At 38.7% G+C, this 19,897-nt stretch carries 17 protein-coding genes; 7 read left to right on the forward strand and 10 right to left on the reverse strand.

Annotation, left to right across the window (positions count from 1 at the left end; translation table 11 throughout):
• The 3 genes from pstB (at position 1) to blp2 (ending at position 4,456) form a co-directional block, all read left to right on the forward strand.
• Positions 1-903, forward strand: a complete 903-nt coding sequence (gene pstB / locus ACB088_RS02735; protein WP_375037933.1) for a phosphate ABC transporter ATP-binding protein PstB — start codon at positions 1-3, stop codon at positions 901-903.
• A gap of 147 nt (positions 904-1,050) precedes the next feature.
• Complete coding sequence (gene sohB / locus ACB088_RS02740) at positions 1,051-2,013, forward strand: protease SohB (protein ID WP_375037934.1); 963 nt, start codon at positions 1,051-1,053, stop codon at positions 2,011-2,013.
• A 256-nt stretch (positions 2,014-2,269) separates the two neighbouring features.
• Positions 2,270-4,456, forward strand: a complete 2,187-nt coding sequence (gene blp2, locus ACB088_RS02745) for an Ig-like repeat protein Blp2 (protein WP_375037935.1) — start codon at positions 2,270-2,272, stop codon at positions 4,454-4,456.
• Between the two features lie 40 nt (positions 4,457-4,496).
• Here the strand turns inward: blp2 and ACB088_RS02750 are convergent, their stop codons facing one another.
• The 9 genes from ACB088_RS02750 to ACB088_RS02790 all read right to left on the reverse strand — a co-directional run bounded on the left by ACB088_RS02750 (position 4,497) and on the right by ACB088_RS02790 (position 12,033).
• On the reverse strand, positions 4,497-5,135 hold the full coding sequence (locus tag ACB088_RS02750) for a DUF2238 domain-containing protein (protein WP_375037936.1): 639 nt from the start codon (positions 5,133-5,135) through the stop codon (positions 4,497-4,499).
• 81 nt (positions 5,136-5,216) lie between these two features.
• Positions 5,217-6,605, reverse strand: a complete 1,389-nt coding sequence (gene purB, locus ACB088_RS02755) for an adenylosuccinate lyase (protein ID WP_375037937.1) — start codon at positions 6,603-6,605, stop codon at positions 5,217-5,219.
• Positions 6,606-6,660: 55 nt separating this feature from the next.
• A complete protein-coding gene (gene hflD / locus ACB088_RS02760; RefSeq protein WP_375037938.1) occupies positions 6,661-7,392 on the reverse strand; it encodes a high frequency lysogenization protein HflD in 732 nt (243 codons plus the stop codon).
• A gap of 13 nt (positions 7,393-7,405) precedes the next feature.
• Positions 7,406-8,539 (reverse strand): tRNA 2-thiouridine(34) synthase MnmA, encoded by a 1,134-nt coding sequence (gene mnmA / locus ACB088_RS02765; RefSeq protein WP_003650460.1) that lies wholly within the window; start codon positions 8,537-8,539, stop codon positions 7,406-7,408.
• Positions 8,540-8,543: 4 nt separating this feature from the next.
• Positions 8,544-9,032: an NUDIX hydrolase gene (locus ACB088_RS02770; RefSeq protein ID WP_375037940.1), complete on the reverse strand. Its 489-nt coding sequence runs from the start codon at positions 9,030-9,032 to the stop codon at positions 8,544-8,546.
• 145 nt (positions 9,033-9,177) lie between these two features.
• Positions 9,178-9,720 carry a gamma carbonic anhydrase family protein gene (locus ACB088_RS02775; RefSeq protein ID WP_375037941.1) on the reverse strand — a complete coding sequence of 181 codons (543 nt, stop codon included), beginning with the start codon at positions 9,718-9,720 and terminating at the stop codon, positions 9,178-9,180.
• A 90-nt stretch (positions 9,721-9,810) separates the two neighbouring features.
• Positions 9,811-10,959 (reverse strand): D-alanyl-D-alanine carboxypeptidase PBP5/6, encoded by a 1,149-nt coding sequence (dacC, locus tag ACB088_RS02780; protein ID WP_003650463.1) that lies wholly within the window; start codon positions 10,957-10,959, stop codon positions 9,811-9,813.
• Positions 10,960-11,085: 126 nt separating this feature from the next.
• Positions 11,086-11,508 carry an MCR_0457 family protein gene (locus ACB088_RS02785; RefSeq protein ID WP_004643570.1) on the reverse strand — a complete coding sequence of 141 codons (423 nt, stop codon included), beginning with the start codon at positions 11,506-11,508 and terminating at the stop codon, positions 11,086-11,088.
• A 153-nt stretch (positions 11,509-11,661) separates the two neighbouring features.
• A complete protein-coding gene (locus ACB088_RS02790) occupies positions 11,662-12,033 on the reverse strand; it encodes an MCR_0457 family protein (RefSeq protein ID WP_209734105.1) in 372 nt (123 codons plus the stop codon).
• A 101-nt stretch (positions 12,034-12,134) separates the two neighbouring features.
• Between ACB088_RS02790 and surE the strand changes: the two genes are divergently transcribed.
• The 3 genes from surE to ACB088_RS02805 all read left to right on the forward strand — a co-directional run bounded on the left by surE (position 12,135) and on the right by ACB088_RS02805 (position 14,875).
• Positions 12,135-12,905 (forward strand): 5'/3'-nucleotidase SurE, encoded by a 771-nt coding sequence (gene surE / locus ACB088_RS02795; RefSeq protein WP_004643567.1) that lies wholly within the window; start codon positions 12,135-12,137, stop codon positions 12,903-12,905.
• Positions 12,906-13,016: 111 nt separating this feature from the next.
• Positions 13,017-13,844 (forward strand): peptidoglycan DD-metalloendopeptidase family protein, encoded by an 828-nt coding sequence (locus tag ACB088_RS02800; RefSeq protein ID WP_003650467.1) that lies wholly within the window; start codon positions 13,017-13,019, stop codon positions 13,842-13,844.
• A 101-nt stretch (positions 13,845-13,945) separates the two neighbouring features.
• Positions 13,946-14,875: a LysR family transcriptional regulator gene (locus ACB088_RS02805; protein ID WP_003650468.1), complete on the forward strand. Its 930-nt coding sequence runs from the start codon at positions 13,946-13,948 to the stop codon at positions 14,873-14,875.
• A 51-nt stretch (positions 14,876-14,926) separates the two neighbouring features.
• On the opposite strand, the gene ACB088_RS02810 is transcribed toward ACB088_RS02805, so the two are convergent.
• Positions 14,927-17,545 (reverse strand): Lon protease family protein, encoded by a 2,619-nt coding sequence (locus tag ACB088_RS02810; RefSeq protein WP_133747073.1) that lies wholly within the window; start codon positions 17,543-17,545, stop codon positions 14,927-14,929.
• Between the two features lie 165 nt (positions 17,546-17,710).
• Here ACB088_RS02810 and ACB088_RS02815 point away from each other — a divergent pair, with 165 nt between their 5' ends.
• Positions 17,711-19,897, forward strand: a complete 2,187-nt coding sequence (locus tag ACB088_RS02815) for an MFS transporter (protein ID WP_199990402.1) — start codon at positions 17,711-17,713, stop codon at positions 19,895-19,897.

The raw sequence follows: 19,897 nt of genomic DNA on the forward strand, positions 1-19,897 counted from the left end.
ATGAATACTATTGATATTACGAATTCCTTAGAAAAGGATAAGTTAGTGAACACTGAACAATCTCAATTTACAGATAAATCGCAAAATCATGGCACTTCGTATGTTTCGCATTTTGAACCACATACTTCAAAAAAGCAGAACTCAACCGAAATCAAAATTAGTGCACAAGATGCCCATGTTTATTATGGTGATTTTGAAGCGATTAAGGGTATTGACCTCGATATTTACAAAAACGAAGTTATTGCCTTTATTGGACCGTCAGGCTGTGGTAAATCTACCTTTCTTCGTACGATAAACCGCATGAATGACACCATTGATGGTTGCCGTGTAACAGGTAAGATCACACTCGATAACCACAATATTTATGACCCAAACCTTGATGTCGTATTATTACGTGCTCAGGTTGGTATGGTGTTCCAGAAGCCAAATCCATTCCCTAAAACTATTTTTGATAACGTGGCGTATGGTCCAAAACTTCATGGTCTAGCACGTGATAAATATGATCTTGAAGAAATTGTTGAAAATAGTTTGCGTAAAGCGGGTTTATGGGACGAAGTGAAAGATCGTTTGAATCAACCGGGTACTGGTTTGTCAGGTGGTCAGCAGCAACGTTTATGTATTGCACGTACGATTGCAGTAAGTCCAGAAGTCATTTTAATGGATGAGCCATGTTCTGCGCTTGACCCAATTGCCACAGCAAAAATTGAAGAATTGATTTCTGAATTGTCGAATCAATATACAATTGTAATTGTGACTCACTCTATGCAACAAGCAGCACGTGTTTCAGATCGTACTGCCTATTTCCATTTAGGTGATTTGATTGAAGTCAACTCAACTGAAAAAGTCTTTACTCAACCTGACCATCAGTTGACGGAAGCCTATATTACTGGACGCTTCGGTTAATTAGTAATTCATACAAAAAAAGAGCCATGTGCTCTTTTTTTTATTTTATAAATGAAAATGACTCTATTTTGCAAAATCGCTATTGAATTTTAATCAAAAGGACCACATCTTAAGGCTATAAAAGATAACTTATGAGCTTAGAATTTTATGTTATTCCATTTGCCTAAACTCCCTGCAGAAATACGTGTTAGTCATTTAAATGCACGTGTAAATGAACAGAGAAAAAAAATTGCACAAACTACTGCAAGCCGTTTAGAACTTTTACAATTGGCTCAACAACTTGCTAAAGAAGCTAAAATCCGCCGTAAAAATAATCAGAAAATCTTTGTGTTGGATTTTAAAGGTGATATTCAAGCTTCAGCAGTTGAAAACATACGAGAAGAAATTACTCTCATTTTAGCAACTGCTAAAGCAGGGCGTGACCGTGTTGTCGTTCGCCTTGAAAGCCCCGGAGGCATGGTACATGGTTATGGTCTAGCAGCAGCTCAATTGGTGCGCTTACGCGATGCAGGGTTCCATCTGACCATTTGTGTAGACAAAGTGGCAGCAAGTGGCGGCTATATGATGGCATGTATCGCAAATGAAATTATTACTGCACCTTTTGCTATTGTCGGTTCAATTGGCGTAGTTGCTCAAGTTCCAAATTTTAATCGTCTTTTAAAACAACATAATGTTGATTTTGAGCTTTACACCGCAGGGCAGTATAAGCGTACTGTAACTATGTTTGGCGAAAACACCCCTGAAGGTAAAGCGAAGTTTGAAGAAGAGCTTCAACAAACTCATGTGTTATTTAAGCACTTTGTTGAAAAGTATCGACCACAGCTTAATGTTGATAAAGTCGCTACAGGTGAACATTGGTATGGTGAAGATGCGCTTAATCTTAACCTTGTTGATAAATTACAAACATCTGATGAGTATCTATTAGCTTTATTAGCACAGCATGATGTCTATGTGATTAACACTCGTAGAAAAGCGACCTTAGGTGAAAAGTTGGGTTTGCAAGCGGCACAAATGGCAGATAGTTTGATTCCAGCTGTAATGAATAAAGTGATGGAAAACCTTGCAAAAGCAAATGCGACGCTTGTGCAGATGCGTGATCCAAAACTATAAGTTTTTGTGATTCACATTTTGATAAAAAACCAGCTTAATATGCTGGTTTTTTTATTGAATTAATAAATAAATCCAGCTTTTTAAATATCTTTAGCTTTTTAATAAAAAGTCAAAAATAATTATTGATAAATATACTTTTTGAATTGTGATAAACACATGGTTTTGATATTTTAAACAGCAATAAAATAGCTTTTAGATGAATCATTTAAAAAGTTAAACATTTAAAAAATATAACTGAAACTCAGGGTAGGAAATAATGACAAGAATAATTGTGGCATCCAAAGAGGGTTTGGACGTTCTGCAAGATGGTCAGTTCAATAAGGTAGTTTTAAGCAAACCTACTATTATTCAAATTGGTGTAAGTCAAAAAGATATAGCATCGATGGAAAAGCAGGGGGGGAGTCTCGTCATCCATTTAAAAAATGGAGAGACCATTGTCTTAGAAAATTTCTTTAATGAAGCAACAAATACAACAGACCATTCACTTGTTTTTCCAACTGAACACGGAAAATTTGTTGAAGCACAATTTGATGCACAAGGTAAGGTTATAGATTATACAGGTCTAAACCATGTCACAGATTTAGCCTATACCAGTACTAGCCAGCCAGCCTCAACAATGGCGGTTGATGATTCTCCAACTTTTTCGATGGGCAATGTGCTAAAAGCAGGATTAGCAGTTTTAGCCGCTGAAGGTTTATACCTTTGGGCTTTTGATAAAGATGACAAAGATGATTCACCTGTAGATAACGTGGCTCCTGTTGCCCCGACTGCCACTGTGGGCGATGATACTGTTACTGTGACAGGAAAATCCGAAGCGAATGCAAAAATTTATATTAAAGATGCTGCTGATAATACGGTCGCAACGGGTGTTGCAGATGCAAGCGGAAATTTTACTATTAAACTTGATAAGCCTTTAGCAAATGGAAATAAACTAAAAGTTGTGGCTGAGGATGCGGCTGGTAATATTTCTAAATCAGGTGAGATCATTGGGAAGAAGGATACTATCGCTCCAGATGCTCCCCAAACTCAGCTGAGTGATGATGGCTCATTGGTAACTGGTAAAACTGAAGCAAATGCAAAAATCACTGTTTATGATGCTAGTGGTAATGTACTAGGCACTGTAACTGCGAATAAAGATGGTATTTTTTCTTTAAAGCTTACTCCTCCATTGACGAGTGACGCGGGTGGGAAAGTTATAGCTGAAGATGCTGCGGGCAATAAATCTGAACCAACTAAAATTATTGCTGGAAAGGATACTTTCGCTCCAGATATTCCTTTAGTTGAAGTGAATAAAGAAGGAACAGTGGTTGAAGGAAAAGCAGAGGCTAATACAAAAGTTCAAATAAAAGATGTAGATGGTAAGGTGATTGGAACTGGTACGGCCAATGCTCAAGGTGAATTTCAAATCACGCTTTCTCCAGCATTAAAAGAATCACAAAAGGCAACAGTTGTTGTTGAAGATGTAGCAGGTAATACGTCGAAGCCTTTAGAAATTTCTATAGGTTATGACACCATAGCGCCAGATAAACCAACTGCTCAAATTAATGCAGAGGGTACTACGATAACAGGAACTGCTGAAGCCAATGCGAAAGTACAAATAACAATGGGTACGAAGGTCATTGGTACAGGAACAGCAGATGCAGACGGAAAATTTACAATTACTATTTCGCCCGCTTTAACAGATAACAATAAAGCGACTGTTACGGCAATAGATGGTGCGGGTAATAGTTCTGAAACAGTTCAAATTACAGGTACAAAGGATACAACTCCTCCCGCTAAGCCTGTTTTAACAGGTTTGGATGATGATGTGGGGGCTTTAAAGGGGGGAATTACAGCAGGTTCTGAAACCGATGATGCCAAACCAAAATTTACTGTTCAAGTTGAATCCAATGCGACTTTAACTATTTATGATAATGGTGTAGCAATTTCGATTATTAAAATAGGTGATTTAGGTACTAGTAAGACTTGGTCATTTACACTTGATAAAGATTTAGCACTCGGGAAACATACCATTACTTTAATGCAGACAGATTCAGCAGGACTGACGAGTGAAGTGAGTTCACCCTTTACCTTTTATGTAGTCGCGCCAAAGACCGCCAGTTTAAGTGACGCAGTAGTTGATACTGCTCATACAGAAACTGTATCTGTTGCTGATAGTGTTGGGTTAAATACATTAAAGCTAGTACAAAGCACAACGAATGAAACAGATAGTCAGCAGCAGAAATCTGTGCAATTAGATGATTTGTTAAAAAGCTCTTCAACTAATGAATCAGACCCAATTGCAAAAATTTTATCTGCAACAGAGTCTATACCAGTGGTGAATGAGCAAAGTGATATAACTACTAATGTTAGTCAAACAACTGCCAATATTGAGCATCTTTTACCAAATACAACTTCTTCAGTTTTATCAAATCTTTTAGATCAGACTTATCCAGTAGTCTAAATATCCTTTAAAAAAAGCGCTCATTGAGCGCTTTTTCTATTTATGAATTATTTATTTTAGGTGCCTTTATAAGAGCAGCCACTCCATAAATTATTGCCCCAATAGTCGCTAATAGCATATCTTTATGAGCATCCCACATGTCGCCTTGTTGCCCATTATAATTTTCGGCTTCTTCTGGAGATAAACCAATTGCAATCACCCATTCAATGAGTTCATAAAAGACGCTAGATGCCATCACGAACTGGATCACAAGTAAAAACAGAGTAAAAGGTCGTGCTGTAGGCAACCAAACTTGAAAAACTCGATAAATAAGAGGGTAGAGTAAAACACCATATGCAAGATGTACTAAACGATCATACATATTACGGGACCACCCCATGTATTGATCTAGATTAAAATGGAACACCTGTTGAATCCAGTCATTGTAAGGAACATATGAATACAAGTAATGTGCACCGATAATGTGAATCAGTAAAAATAGTAAGTAGAGAGTAAAGCTTAAAAAATCGAGTCCAATCTTTTTAAAAATAATAAATAGTAGAACCAACATAAAAACAGTCCCTACCTGATGAAGTAAATAAGCTTCAAATTCAAGGGGGTGAATGCTTGAGAGTAAGATGGCAATAAATATGAGGACTAGAGCAACATAGTGTTTAAGTTTGAATTGTTTTTCGATCATTTTATAAATAGGACTTTATTGTGCTTTATATCAGTGTAATAAAAAAGCGAAGCCGAAGCTCCGCTTTTTTTAACTTTTCAATTAGATTTTGCTAATTAAGTCATTGATCTGTTTTGCTTGTTCAGCAGCATTACCTGTGTAAGTTCCAGGAGTAAGCTCTGCTAAACGTGCACGCTCTTCGCTTGGCACTTGAAGAAGTTCCTCACCATTTACGAAATTAACCATCATGTCGCGAGTCATTGCTTGACCACGAGTTAATGCTTTTAACTTTTCATATGGCTTTTCAACGTTATAACGACGCATAACAGTTTGAATTGGCTCTGCTAAAACTTCTTGAGCTTGGTCAAGATCTTCCAGTAAACGAGCTGCATTGAGCTCAAGTTTACCAACACCTTTTAAACACGCATCAAAAGCAATTAAACTTTGCGCAAAACCAACACCCATATTACGAAGTACAGTCGAGTCAGTTAAGTCACGCTGCCAGCGAGAAATTGGTAATTTTTCGCCTAAGTGAGCTAATACGGCATTCGCAATACCTAAGTTACCTTCAGAGTTTTCAAAGTCAATTGGGTTAACTTTGTGTGGCATAGTTGAAGAACCAACTTCACCATCTTTTAATCTTTGTTTGAAGTAACCTAAAGAGATGTAACCCCATACGTCACGGTTAAAGTCGATTAAAATCGTGTTGAAGCGACGTAACGCATCAAACAACTCTGCCATGTAGTCATGTGGTTCGATTTGTGTCGTGTACGGGTTGAATGCTAAACCTAAAGATTCAACAAAAGCTTGAGCATGTGCAGCCCAGTCAACATCTGGATAAGCAGAAAGGTGAGCATTGTAGTTACCTACAGCACCGTTGATTTTGCCTAGTAGCTCAACATTTTCAAATTGCTTGATTTGGCGAGCTAAACGGTATGCAACGTTCGCCATTTCTTTACCCAAAGTTGTTGGGCTTGCAGTTTGACCGTGTGTACGTGACAACATTGGTTGTTCAGCATGAGTCGTTGCTAAAGCAGAGATCGCATTTAAAATTTGCTTCATGCTTGATACTAAAACTTCGCGGCCGTTTTTAAGCATCAGTGCATGAGACAAGTTGTTAATGTCTTCTGATGTACAAGCAAAGTGAATAAACTCACCCGCATTTTGTAATTCAGTAATACCTGCAATTTTCTCTTTTAAGAAATACTCAACAGCTTTTACATCATGGTTCGTTGTACGTTCAATTTCTTTAATGCGGTTAGCATCTTCTTCAGAAAAGTTGCTAACAATTGCATCTAAAGCTGCATTTGTTTCATTTGAAAAAGGAGCAACTTCAACAATTTCTGGACGGTTAGAAAGCGCTTGTAACCAACGCACTTCTACAGTGACACGAGCATGAATTAAACCAAACTCAGAAAGAAAAGGGCGTAGCGCATCACATTTGCTGGCATAACGTCCATCTAATGGTGATAGTGCGGTTAAAGCGTTCATAACGATTCCTTAATGTTGGAATAAACATAAAACCAAAAATAATCTCTTTACAGCCTTAGATGACTTGGTACTGTAAACGAGCAAGTGCTTGAATATCTTGTAGCAACTTACGCTTGCTAAAAATCATGTTCCACGAACTACCACCGAGTTGTCGCCATAAATGGGCCATTTGCAAGCCAGTAAACAGACAAGCACGGATGCGGTTAGTATGGTTGGTATCTTTAAATGCTTCTGCATTACCACGAACGAGAATGCGGGGGTTAATCTGCCCAGCAGTATCGACATAAGTTTGAGCCAAATTGGCTAAAATGCTTGGGTGTAAATAGTTATTATCAAAAAAAGAAAGCTGTTTTAAAATCTTTTGCTGAGCTTTTTCAATGATTGCGACGTATTCTGGGTTGCTATAGACCTTCTTTTCTAATTGTAAAAGGGACATCGCGTATGACATCGGAAGCTTGGCAGTGCCCATTTTTGGAAGGCGAGATTTTGGCATATTTGTAAAAGGTTGGGTAATACAATTTTCGAGTGTTTTAAGCCCTAAAGAAATATCTGCCAACTGATTAAAAAAATCTAATGTTTGGACACCATTGTTGAGTGTAGGGCGAATATTTAAACTCGCTTTGATTAACAGCTCAAAATAGAAGTTACCACTTTCACCAATACTCTGTTGACCCGTTAGGGCTGTCATATGCGTGAGCTGGGTGGCCTGAAATACCCCAGCCAAGGCAAGGGCACGGTTTTGGCGAACATTCAAGGCTTGTGATTGTTGAAATGGTAACTCCACCATGCCATTCATTCCCTTAAATAAAATTTGGTGTAGGGGCATTTGTATGGTGAATGACACCCCCGCCTAAGCAAACTTCATCTGAATAAAATACAACGCTTTGACCTGGTGTAACAGCACGCTGAGGTTCATCAAACTCAACTCGTACACCGTGTTCACTATTTTCATCATTAAAAACTGTACATGCCTGATCAGGTTGGCGATAGCGTGTTTTAGCTGTACAGCGTAAACCTTCAGCTGGAATATTCTGTTCGCCCGCCACCCAGTCAATTGACTCACTCCAAAGCTGTGTGCTTTGCATGAGTGGGTGTTCATGTCCCTGACCAATAACTAGGCGGTTATTGGCAATATCTTTATGTAGTACGAACCATGCACCTTCAGCTGCACCTTTCAAACCACCTAGACCAATTCCGCCACGTTGACCGAGCGTATAGTACATCAGACCGTGATGTTCACCAACTTCTTTACCTGTATCAAGTACAATTTTTCCAGGTTGAGCGGGCAAATATTGTTTAAGGAAGTCATTAAATCGGCGTTCGCCAATAAAACAGATTCCTGTAGAGTCTTTTTTCTTGGCTGTAGCAAGATCAAGCTCTTCAGCAATTCTACGGACTTCTGGTTTTTCGATCTCACCTACCGGAAATAGGGTTTTGTTAATTTCTTTACCATGAACAGCATGCAAGAAATAAGTTTGATCTTTGTTATTGTCTACGCCACGCAATAATGGCGCGTATGCTTCGCCTTTCGAGTTATATGCGGTTTCACCACGACGTGCATAATGACCAGTCGCGATAAAATCTGCACCTAAAGTTATGGCATGATCTAAAAATGCACGGAACTTAATTTCTTTATTACATAAAATATCTGGGTTTGGCGTGCGTCCAGCTGCATATTCAGCTAAGAAAAGTTCAAATACACGATCCCAATATTCCATAGCAAAGTTTGCTGTGTGTAGCTTAATGCCTATTTTATCGGCTACTGCTTGAGCATCGGCTAAATCTTCCATTGCCGTACAGTATTCCGTGCCGTCGTCTTCCTCCCAGTTCTTCATGAAAAGACCTTCAACTTGATAACCCTGTTGAAGTAAAAGTGCTGCAGAAACAGAAGAGTCTACACCACCAGACATACCGACGATGACACGTTGTTGCATAGGACTAGGCATCCAAATGAGAAGTTAATGAGGGAGAGAAAGGGTGCTCATAAATAAGCGATAAAGGATAATGGTGGCCTTTCATGGCATCTTCAACTGCTTTTAGTACGAGCGGACTACGAGCACGAGCAGATTCTTTGAGCTCATCTTGTGTCATCCACACAGCAGCTACAATATCTGTATCGAGTTGAGGATTGCTTTCAACCTGAGTCACATGTGCTAGAAAACAGAAGCGGTAATAGGTACGATCCGGAAACATGGGCGGGGTATAAGTATAAATACCGAGCAAGGCATCAATTTCAACATGATGACCCGTTTCTTCAAGTGTTTCACGAATGGCTGCTTCTGTTAATGACTCACCGCATTCCACATGACCAGCAGGTTGGTTAAATACGGTGTGTACAAAACCTTCGCTATGCTCTTCAACAAATAGATAGCGTCCGTCTTTTTCTACGACTGTAGCAACAGTGACATGAGGAGTCCATGCGGCCATAAAAAAGCACCATGATTTAAAAGACGTATAATACGAAATTTAGGGGTTTTTGGCTACGGTGATCTGCTAAACGATATGAGCAATATCTACAAAACCATATCGTTTAAAAAATCAGAATTTTATTACTAGCAGTTAATAACGCTAATTAATCTTGGGCTGCTTTATGATTATTTTGTACTTTTACATAATGTCTTGCCGAATAAGGAAGAAATGCTAATTCTTTTTCGGTAAGAGGTCGTACTTGCTGTACAGGGCTTCCTACATATAGATAACCACTTTTTAAGACTTTACGCGGTGGAACCAAACTTCCTGCGCCAATCATCACATCATCCTCAATAATCACGTCATCTAGAACAACGGTATTGATCCCGATTAAAACACGGTTACCGATGGTACAGCCATGCAAGGTGACATGATGGCCAATCGTTACATCTTCACCAATAACAAGAGGTGAGCCATTAGGTTTTGCATCATTTTTGTGGCTAACGTGCAACATACAATGGTCTTGTACGTTACTATTTTTACCAATTTGAATACAATTTACGTCGCCGCGAATCACAGCAAAAGGCCAGACAGAAACATTTTCAGCTAAGCTCACTTCACCGACTACAACAGCCATATCATCGATATAGCACGTTGTATCAACTTGAGGGCGGTGTCCAAGATAAGGACGGATGTTCTTTGCCATGAGAGGTATCAACATAGAATTTAGACGAATTATAAAATAAAAAAGCACTCAGGCTAAATAGCATGAGTGCTTAATTCAACTATTCAAAAATTAGAATAAGTTGCTGAAGAATTGTTTAACATGGTCGATTAAGCGTGCAAAGAAACCTGCTTCTTCAACTGGCTTTAATGCAACTAATGGCTTTTCAGCAATTACTTTGCCATCTAAGCTAGCAACGAGTTTACCCACGACTTGGCCCTTTTGAAGTGGCGCATTTAAGTTAGGTTGAACCACTAACTGAGTTTTAATGCCGTCAGCTTTACCTTTAGGCATCGTCACACTAAAGTTTTCAGCTAAACCCACTTGAACTTCATCTTCTTTACCAAACCAGACTTTCGCTTTTGCAAGAACCTGATTGGCTGGCTGAACATTTGCTGTTTCAAAGTTTGCAAAGCCCCAAGCCAATAAAGCACGTGTTTGGTCTGCACGTTCAGCCATGCTTGGAGTACCAAAAATCACCGAAACTAAACGCATTGGACCGCGTTTACTTGAAGTAGTTAAGCAGTAACCAGCTTCATCTGTGTGGCCTGTTTTTAAACCATCTACACTTGGGTCTGTGTAAAGCAAGGCATTACGGTTACCTTGTTTAATACCATTAAAAGTAAATTCTTTTTCAGAGTAGATTGGGTAATATTTTGAGCTGTCTTTAATAATATGTTGTGCTAAAACTGCCATATCTTTTGCAGTTGAATAGTGGCCTTCAGCTGGCATACCAGTTGAGTTAACAAACTGGGTATTTACCATGCCGATACGTTTTGCTTCCTGATTCATCATGTGAGCAAAAGTGCCTTCATTTCCGGCAATATGTTCAGCCATTGCTTTTGATGCATCATTACCTGACTGAATAATAATACCGCGAAGCATTTCTAGAACAGTTGCTGTACCATTTAAAGGGACATACATACATGATTCAGAGCTACTTCCTTTACACCATGCAGACTCGTTCATACGAACCTGCTCATTTTCAGTCAGATCACCTTTTAATAATTTTTGTTCAATGATGTAACTAGTCATCATTTTAGTCATAGATGCAGGTGCAAGCTTTTCGTTTTCATTTTTAGAAGCAAGAATTTGTCCTGTCTCGTAATCCATTAATACATAAGACTTATTATTTAATTCTGGCGGAGCTGATAAGACAGTTGCTGCATAAGAAAAGCTTGGCAAGAGGAGTAGTGCAGCAATAGCGCTTTTTCGAGTCATTCTATGTAATTCCAATATCTTGTATGAAGCAGAAGAGCCTAGCATTTTAGGATAAAGCAAAGCCGACTTCTATGGGGGAAATCGGCTTTTTCAAACAGTATTGTAACTCAAGAGTTTTTTGCTAATTTAGTTTTGCGATTGATATGCTTTCACGTCTTGGCAAACCAATGTGTTTTGCTCATCGCCTGCTGCTTTCGCATCTTTACGCGCTTCTTTTAAGTATTTTTTGAAGCCTTTGTCTTTGCTACGTTTTTCTAACGCAGAGACAGCATCAGTTTCATTTGGTAGATAGTCTTTAACTAAACGTTCGTAACCTTGAGCAAAATCAGCATCTTTTTTGCCAATAAGATCTGGGCAAATTTCAGAAAGTACTTGAATCGCAGCTAATTCTTCAGGAGTTATACCCTGTTGTGGAGTCACTTCAACAACATTTTCATTTTCGGTTTTCTTTTCAGTTGTTTTCTTCTTATCAGCAGCAAAACCAACTGTTGCCATGCTCATAAGTAAAACCAAAGAGAGCGATTGAACTAAGCTTTTCTTCATAAACATCGATAACCCGAAATAAAAAATTTAAATATGTCGATAGCTTAACCAATTTGTAGGTTAAGAAAATGGAAAAAATGTATTGTTATGTTGGTTTTCTGCTTAATGCCAAACAGAAAACCAAAAATTAATAAATCTCTATTCTAAAAAGATTAAGACCTATTCCTTATAATTAACCATCTCTTCACAGAGCTCATGTTGTTCATGATGGTCCATTTGTTTTGCAGCCTGACGTGCTTCATTTAATAAAGTTTTAAATTCTGTGTCATTTTGCAGATTTGCTAAGGACATTGATTTATTTGAATAACCGTTTAGATACATCGCAATAATTTTTTGAGTATTTGACTCAAGTTTTTTATTTGTTCCCACGAAAGCTGGGCAGATTTCCTGCAAAACTTGTGTTGCGGCAATGTCATCTTTAATTAAGCTATCAGACTCTTGTGTTGAGATGTCCTCATCTGCAAAAACCGCTTGCGTACACAATGTGATACTGATCCCCAATACTTGAAAAAAAGGAGCGAAAGTTTTCATTTTTTCACAATTTTATAATGCTATGGAGGCATAAATATATATAATTCAACAAATAATTCAATTGTGAAAACCTTTAGGTTTATTTGTCGAGAAAGATTTTAGTGAATATTTTAATTGCGAATGATGACGGTGTTTTTGCGCCAGGTATACAGGCTTTAGCTGAAGCATTAAGACCACTTGGACGCGTGGTTGTAGTTGCACCAGAAAGCGAAAGAAGTGGTTTTTCAAGTGCATTGACATTGGATCGACCATTACGCCCAATTCAAATTGCCGAAGATGTTTGGGCAGTGAATGGTACGCCAGCAGATTGTGTTTATTTATCAATGAATGGTTTGTTCGATTTTGAATTTGACTTGGTCGTGAGTGGAATCAATAGCGGAGCAAACTTAGGTGATGATGTTTTATATTCTGGAACAGTAGGCGCAGCATTTGAAGGCCGGTTAATGAAGCAACCCGCAATTGCTGTGTCTTTAGCTGGTTCTGATGTACGCGCTTATAATAATAAAGAAGATTATGCTCAGGCTGCTCAGTGGGTTCATGATTTTATTGCAAGTGGACTGCCATCTTTGCCTCCAAGACATATCTTGAATATTAATATTCCAGACGTACCACAGTTAAAAGGAGCACAAATTACTTATCAGGGACGCCGTGCCCAATCTAAGCCAATTACTAGTCATGTCGACCCACGAGGACGTCAAGTTTACTGGATTGGACTAGCAGGGGAGGCTGTTACAGATCCACAGCGTGATCTAAGCCAGATTCAGTCTGACTTTTTTGCAGTGGCCAATGGATATGTAAGTGTTACCCCAATTCAGATGGACGCAACAAATTATGCTGTTTTAGAAGACCTACAGCTAAGTTTGAGCCAATAATTTACCTCGAATGTTATAACTTTGTGAATAAAGAAAAAGAGGAACGTGTTTCCTCTTACTTTTTTGGTACTCTTAGCCGAAATGATTTGTAGCATTTAGTGAGGGAGATCAATGCATTTAATTGGGCAACAAAGCAGAGTGAATATCCAAAAAGACAAAATAATGAAAATTATGCTGTTGTCTGTAGCTGTAGGTTTTACTGTGGCTATGGCTGGATGTGCTTCTAAACCGCAAATTAATAATAGTTCTCGCTATGCAATGGCTCCTAACTATTACACAGTTCGTTCAGGTGATACTTTAAGTGGTATCGCAATGCGTTATGGTCTGGACTATGTCAGTATTGCCGAAATGAATGATATTCCCGCACCATATCGCATTTATGTTAATCAGTCTTTGCGTTTGAAGAAAGGTTCTTCACCAAGAACGGTATCTACACAAGTCATGGCGCAACCTGAGCAAATCAAACGTCAAACCATTGCTTTACCAACAACACAGCCTGTTACACCAGTAACTCAGCCAGCAACTAGCGTACCATCAACAAACACGACAGTAGCTTCGGTTGCACCAAATTCGAGCTTACGTTGGATAAAACCAACCAATGGCCCAGTAATCCAAGGGTTTAATTTGGCAAATAATGTCAAAGGAATCCGTTATGGTGGAAATCAGGGTGACCCTATTTATGCCGCAGCCGATGGTCAAGTGGTCTATGCAGCAGATGGCTTAAAAGAATACGGAAATCTGGTTTTAGTTAAGCATATTGACGGTTACATCAGTGCGTATGCCCACAATAGCAAGATGTTGGTGAAAAGCGGTGATAATATAACCGCTGGACAAAAAATTGCCGAAATGGGATCTACTGGAGCATCTCAGGTCATGCTCGAGTTCCAGATTCGTTTGGATGGAAAACCGATTAATCCTATAAATCTTTTACCAAAATAGCTAATGCAAAAAACTTAGGTTTCCTCGTATAATGTAATTGGTTGCTTTCATTACAACAATAAGCATTTTTTATAAATTTAAAATTAGATTTGAGGAAACCTATGTTAGATCAGCTTCGTGCGATGGGTGTTTTTGCTTGTGTGGTTGAAAAAAGTTCATTCAGTGGTGCGGCACGTGAATTGGGAATTACAACAAGTGCGGTGAGCCAACAGATTCGCTCTCTTGAGAATGAAATGGATGTAATTTTATTACATCGCTCCACTCGTAAACTTAGTTTAACAGAAGCCGGTCAGGCTTTTTTTTCAAGCTGTCAAGAGATGTTGGCGGCTGCTGAAAGGGGAAAAATCAGAATTAATGAATTGAGGGATGATTTAATCGGGGATTTGCGTATTGCAACAACTCCTGATTTAGCAGTTCAACACCTCATTCCAGCATTATCTCACTGGATGTCAGCTCATCGCGGTTTATCTGTGCATTTCGAAGTTGGGCATCGCTATATCGATTTAATTGAAGAGCGAATTGATATTGCAGTACGCATGAGTTCCACTCCGGTAGAAGAGAGTAGCTCTATCATTCCGATGGCTTTTGTAGATCAAATTTTGGTAGCTTCTCCCAGTTATCTAAATCAATCTAGTCCAATTGTGCATCCTAATGATTTAAGAGATCATGAATTGTTGTCGATTAATGTCATGAATGACTCGCGCCATTTCAATTTTCAACATGTAAAAACAGGTGAAACGCTTAATATTGAAATGCAAAGCCGTTTGCAGAGCAATAATTTACAAGTTGCAAAAGCGTTATGTCAGCAAGGGCATGGTATTGCACGAATTTTATATTTGGACGCTCAAAAAGAATTAAAAAATGGTTCTTTGATTGAACTCATGCCAGATTGGAAATTACCAGCTTTTACATTGTATGCAGAGGTTGCCAAGCATGATCAACAACCAATGAAAATTCAACGTTGTGTTGAAGCACTTAAACAATATTTTAGCCAGTTAGCAGGAGGGCGAGCGATTCAGATCGTCCGTTAATTTTGCAAGTCTAAAAGTAAAAAGGGCCTGTATTTTACAGGCCCTTTTTTATTACTTCTGTTTTAATGTGGCAACTTCTTCTGCATTTTCTTGTGGCAGATCGTTAGCAGTAAGTTCTTCATGCTTCTTAATTTTTTTCTTATTTTTCTTTTTCTTTTTTGGCTCTTCTTCAATTTCAGCACCATCTTCAATGGCTTGCCAATATTCAAGTTGTTCCATCACTGCTGCATAAATTGAATTTTTGCTGTATTTACCCTTTTTATCGAGTGCACCAACCGGACGAGCCATTAAAATTTCAAGTGCCTGATCAATCGTATCAATTGCATGGATATGGAATTGACCGCTTCTAACAGCATCAATCACATCTTGACGTATCATTAGATGCTGCATGTTTTGACGAGGAATAATGACACCTTGCTTACCTGTGAAACCTTGTAATTTACATGCATCATAAAAGCCTTCAATTTTTGCATTTACGCCACCAATTGGCTGGACTTGTCCTAATTGGTTCATAGAGCCGGTAATCGCCCATGATTGATCAATTGGTATTTGGCTAATCGCAGAAATCAATGCTGAAAGCTCAGCAACAGTGGCACTATCGCCATCGACTTGACCATAGCTCTGTTCAAATGCAAGCGCAGCGGAGAAATGTAAAATCTGTTCACGGCCAAAGTGAGCTTTCAAGAAGCTAGACATGAGCAACACGCCTTTGGCATGAAGTGAACCACCAAGTTCTACACTACGTTCAATATCAAGAATATCACCACCACCTTGATAAACAGACGCTGTCAAACGTGAAGGCAAACCAAACTCAACATCTGCATAATGAATAACGGAAAGGGCATTGATCTGACCTAAACGGTATCCCGACGTTTCGATTAATTGTGTACCACGTGAAAGATCTTGCCAGTAAAGTTCTCTTAAATAGCCTAAACGGTATTGTCGATGTTGTAGAGCTAAATTGATATGCTGTTCAGTGACAATCTTGTCCTCGGCTTTAAACGCATGGTGGTGCGCTTCCCGAATGAGGTCACCTAAAGTCGATGCATGTAATGATAACGAGCTTTGATCTTCTGCTTGGCGGCTCGAATCAGTTAATAAAGCTGCTAAAGCGCTACGATCAAATGGTAGTAATTTATCGGCTTGAACATAGTCAGCAATCAACTGCATATAAGCCTGTTCATTCGTTTCATTACGTTGCAGAGTATCGGTAAAATCTGCACGAATTTTAAAGACGCTGCCAAGTTCTGGTTCAATCTCTAAAATTTCATAATAAATTTCAGGCTCAGCCATTAAGATCACTTTAATATCGAGCGGAATTGCAGCAGGTTCAATCGAAATGCTGCCAGTTAAAGTCAGCATGTGTTCAAGTGAAGATAATTTAAGCTGCCCAGATTTAAGCGCGCGTTTTAGACCTTGCCAAGCATAAGGTTGTTCTAATAACTGCTCAGCTTCAAGCATTAAAAAGCCGCCATTGGCTTGATGCAAAGAACCAGGACGAATCAAGGTGAAATCTGTGATAATTGTGCCGTTATGGGTAAGCTGTTCAACGTGACCAAGTAAATTATAGTGTGTTGGAAAGTCTTCAAAAATAACAGGAGCACCGCTATTTGGTTTGTTGGCCACAATTACATTGGCTTGATAACGTGCAGGAACACGATTGAACATTGATGGAGCATAATCATCTTCATCTTGTTCTAAAATCAGTTCAACATTATCAATAATATCTTGCGCATAGTGTTTTAAGTAATCTTCGAGCCCTTTAACCTGACCATATTTATTTAAAATAAGGTCCATTCTTGGCATAACGACTTGTGTTGCAATATCTCGATTTAACACAGACACTTTGTCACGTGCATCGTCTTCTAAATCACCTAAATGTAGGCCAAGGCGATCCAGCTTTTTATCCATATAGCGAATATTGGCCGCAATTTCAGCACGCTGTTTACTATTTAAAGCATCAATATCGTTTTGGGTAAGTTCTTGAACTTCATCATCTTTAACTTGTACAGGTACAAAACCATGTTTCTCATTACGAGAAATGAGTTTTAAGTCGAGTTCTTCGCCTTCTTTGGTCAGTTCAACAAGTGCTTGCTGTTGTACATCACCTGTTTCCTGACGGATGCGCTCAATACGGTTATGATAAGTCTCTGCACTAAAACGGCGTTCAAGTTGTTTTAAAATTATTTGCCAAGTTTGTTCATGTGCTTGTTGAAACTTAGTCCCTTGACCTGCTGGGAAACGTAGGGCAATAGGTTGACGTGCTTGTTTGAAATTATAGACATACACCCAGTCATCAGGCGTTGGCATTGTTTTGGCGTGCTGCTGTAACAAACGTTTGATCATGGTACGTTTGCCTAAACCAGCAGTTCCTACGGCAAAAATGTTATAGCCTGAGTAGGGCAAAGAAATTCCTGCTTCTACAGATGCTTTGGCACGATCTTGACCTAAAAAGTTATTAAGCGGTTTGATGCGTTTAGTTGAAGCTGGAATTTTTTCAAAATCTGGGATATGTGTAAGTTGTTCAGGTTTTAAAACGGTCTTATCTAAGGTCATTTTTATATCAGGTTGCTCAAAAGCTGAAGGAAATGCATTTACTGTGACGTTTGTGGTGGTTGTTTTAGCGAGTGATAAAGTTGAAATAGTCACTTGATCAAGTTTTTGTGTCACTGTTGATATCCAGCAAAAGAAAACGAAGGTTGAAGGCTAAAGGTATACAGGTTTAGCATAAAATATCAAGCAAACTTGCGGTTTTTATCGCCAAACCCAAAATGTTTGCATAAAGAATCTTGAAAGCAATTGTAAGAAGGGTTTGAATAGGCACATTTATAATTTATGGAAAATAAAAAACGAATGACCACACAAGCTTCGGGTTGGGTCTCGGCTTTTAAAGCATTTTTAGATCGCCGTGCATTAATTATGCTGTTCCTTGGTTTTTCTGCCGGAATTCCAATTTTATTAATTTTCTCTAGTCTCTCTTTATGGCTTGGAGAGGCAGGTATTGATAAAAGTGCAGTCACTTTTTTTAGTTGGGCGGCTCTAGGTTACTCTTTTAAGTTTGTTTGGGCTCCTCTCATTGATGAGTTACCTGTACCTGTTTTAACTAAAATGTTAGGCCGAAGACGTGCTTGGTTATTAATCGCACAGTGTTTGATTGTCCTAGCTATTTGTATTATGGCTTTTTCTGATCCGGCTTTAGGTCAGAGTTATCTTGTTCAAATGGCAGTAGGTGCGGTGTTGCTTGGTTTTTCAGCAGCAACACAAGATATTGTGATTGATGCCTACCGTATTGAATTAGCAGAAACAGAAATGCAAACAGTGTTGGCATCTACCTATAATGCTGGTTATCGAATCGGAATGATTGTGGCTGGAGCGGGGGCATTATTTCTAGCTGCACATTTGGGAACTGCTAAAGGTAATTACATTTACGAAGCTTGGAAAATGACTTACTTAACCATGGCAGCGGTTATGTTGGTCGGCATTGTAACGACTTTGCTCGTTCGTGAACCTCAGGTAAATCGTGTTTATAAAAACTATAAGAGTAGTGATTATTACCGCTTGGTGTTCGTATTTTTTGTTGCCGTTATTTCATTTGTAGTCACCTATATTTATTCTGGACAGATAACAGATGCAATCTCGCAAGCTGGAAGTATAAAAGACAACGCGGCATTATTTGGTTTAGAAGCTTTAAGATTTTTAACGGCTACAGCTTGTGCCATTTTTATGGGCTATTTACTGGTTAAATTTGGTGTAGTTAACCAACAAATGGCTAAAGAGACATGGATTGCACCAATCTTAGATTTCTTTAAACGTTATGGTGTCAAACTTGCATTAGTCTTATTACTCCTCATTGGTTTCTTCCGTATTTCAGACATTATTGCGGGTGTTATTTCCAATGTTTTTTATCAAGACCTTAACTTTAGCAAAGAACAAATTGCTGAAGCAGTCAAAATTTATGGGGTGATATTTAGTTTAATAGGTGGCTTCTTAGGTGGTCTTTTAGCACAGCGTATAAACATTATGAAGCTTATGTTTGTCGGTGCAGTTTTGGCAAGTTCTACCAATTTAATTTTTATTGGACTGGTAAAATCTGGACAGCCATTAGATGTAGTTGATGTAAAAGTTGGTGAGCAAAGCTACAAAGTTCAGCCCGATGAAGTAGGTTTGTGGAAGCTTGCGGTACCAAGTTCTAGCTTTAATGGAGTGAAACAAATTGAGGTGAAAGCTGCTTATGCCACACAAAATGGTGTAGCACCTGTGACTCGTACTCAACCATTACTCACTACTGAATTAGCCCAATCACCTCTACAAATTTTACCGATCATGGGTAATGATCAAATCTATTTGAAAGAGGGAGAAAGGAGTATTGTGATTCGAGGGCAATACTTCGGGCAAGCTTTAACCCCTACACAAAAAATCATAATTAGTCTTGATGGACAAAATTTTGATGCAAAAATGTCAGATGAAAAAGGTATTTTTAGTGCAGCAATTGATGCGAAAAAATTAGCTTCATCGGCAAGTAAAGAACTCAATGTAGCTGTAGTAGATGGTGAACGGAAAATACTTTCTGCATCTCATCCATATGCTGTTAGCTCAAATCTAAAAGCAGCAAGTGAATTAGATGTAAATATTGAACCTTTAGCTTACGTTGACCCGCTTTCAGGTCAATCAGTTGAAATCAGCGGTAAGGTGATTAAACCGTATAGTTCTTTATGGCTTTATTTTGCCATTATTGTCGATAATTTGGCTTCTGGCTTGGCTGGTGCAGCATTTATTGCATTCCTTTCAAGTTTAACCAGCGTGTCATTCACAGCTGTTCAATATGCGATCTTTAGTTCACTTATGACACTCACACCAAAACTTTTGGGTGGATATTCAGGTACCATTGTCAGTAATATTGGATATCCAAAATTCTTTTTGATGACCACTCTTATTGGTATTCCAATCTTGATTTTAGTGGTTTGGGTTGGAAAACTGCTAAAAGATCATCAAACACATGAATCAGAAAAGGCAGGTGAATAA

This window comes from Acinetobacter sp. RW6 (assembly GCF_041956835.1).
GTDB lineage: Bacteria > Pseudomonadota > Gammaproteobacteria > Pseudomonadales > Moraxellaceae > Acinetobacter > Acinetobacter calcoaceticus.

Bases quoted from the DNA above. Each gene is read 5' to 3' on its own strand.
- mnmA (WP_003650460.1), bottom strand. From the start codon at position 8,539: ATGCAACAACGTGTCATCGTCGGTATGTCTGGTGGTGTAGACTCTTCT.
- pstB (WP_375037933.1), top strand. From the start codon at position 1: ATGAATACTATTGATATTACGAATTCCTTAGAAAAGGATAAGTTAGTG.
- ACB088_RS02805 (WP_003650468.1), top strand. From the start codon at position 13,946: ATGTTAGATCAGCTTCGTGCGATGGGTGTTTTTGCTTGTGTGGTTGAA.
- sohB (WP_375037934.1), top strand. From the start codon at position 1,051: ATGTTATTCCATTTGCCTAAACTCCCTGCAGAAATACGTGTTAGTCAT.
- ACB088_RS02790 (WP_209734105.1), bottom strand. From the start codon at position 12,033: ATGAAAACTTTCGCTCCTTTTTTTCAAGTATTGGGGATCAGTATCACA.
- ACB088_RS02770 (WP_375037940.1), bottom strand. From the start codon at position 9,032: ATGGCCGCATGGACTCCTCATGTCACTGTTGCTACAGTCGTAGAAAAA.
- ACB088_RS02815 (WP_199990402.1), top strand. From the start codon at position 17,711: ATGGAAAATAAAAAACGAATGACCACACAAGCTTCGGGTTGGGTCTCG.
- purB (WP_375037937.1), bottom strand. From the start codon at position 6,605: ATGAACGCTTTAACCGCACTATCACCATTAGATGGACGTTATGCCAGC.
- dacC (WP_003650463.1), bottom strand. From the start codon at position 10,959: ATGACTCGAAAAAGCGCTATTGCTGCACTACTCCTCTTGCCAAGCTTT.
- ACB088_RS02800 (WP_003650467.1), top strand. From the start codon at position 13,017: ATGCATTTAATTGGGCAACAAAGCAGAGTGAATATCCAAAAAGACAAA.
- ACB088_RS02775 (WP_375037941.1), bottom strand. From the start codon at position 9,720: ATGGCAAAGAACATCCGTCCTTATCTTGGACACCGCCCTCAAGTTGAT.
- hflD (WP_375037938.1), bottom strand. From the start codon at position 7,392: ATGGTGGAGTTACCATTTCAACAATCACAAGCCTTGAATGTTCGCCAA.
- ACB088_RS02785 (WP_004643570.1), bottom strand. From the start codon at position 11,508: ATGTTTATGAAGAAAAGCTTAGTTCAATCGCTCTCTTTGGTTTTACTT.
- ACB088_RS02750 (WP_375037936.1), bottom strand. From the start codon at position 5,135: ATGATCGAAAAACAATTCAAACTTAAACACTATGTTGCTCTAGTCCTC.
- blp2 (WP_375037935.1), top strand. From the start codon at position 2,270: ATGACAAGAATAATTGTGGCATCCAAAGAGGGTTTGGACGTTCTGCAA.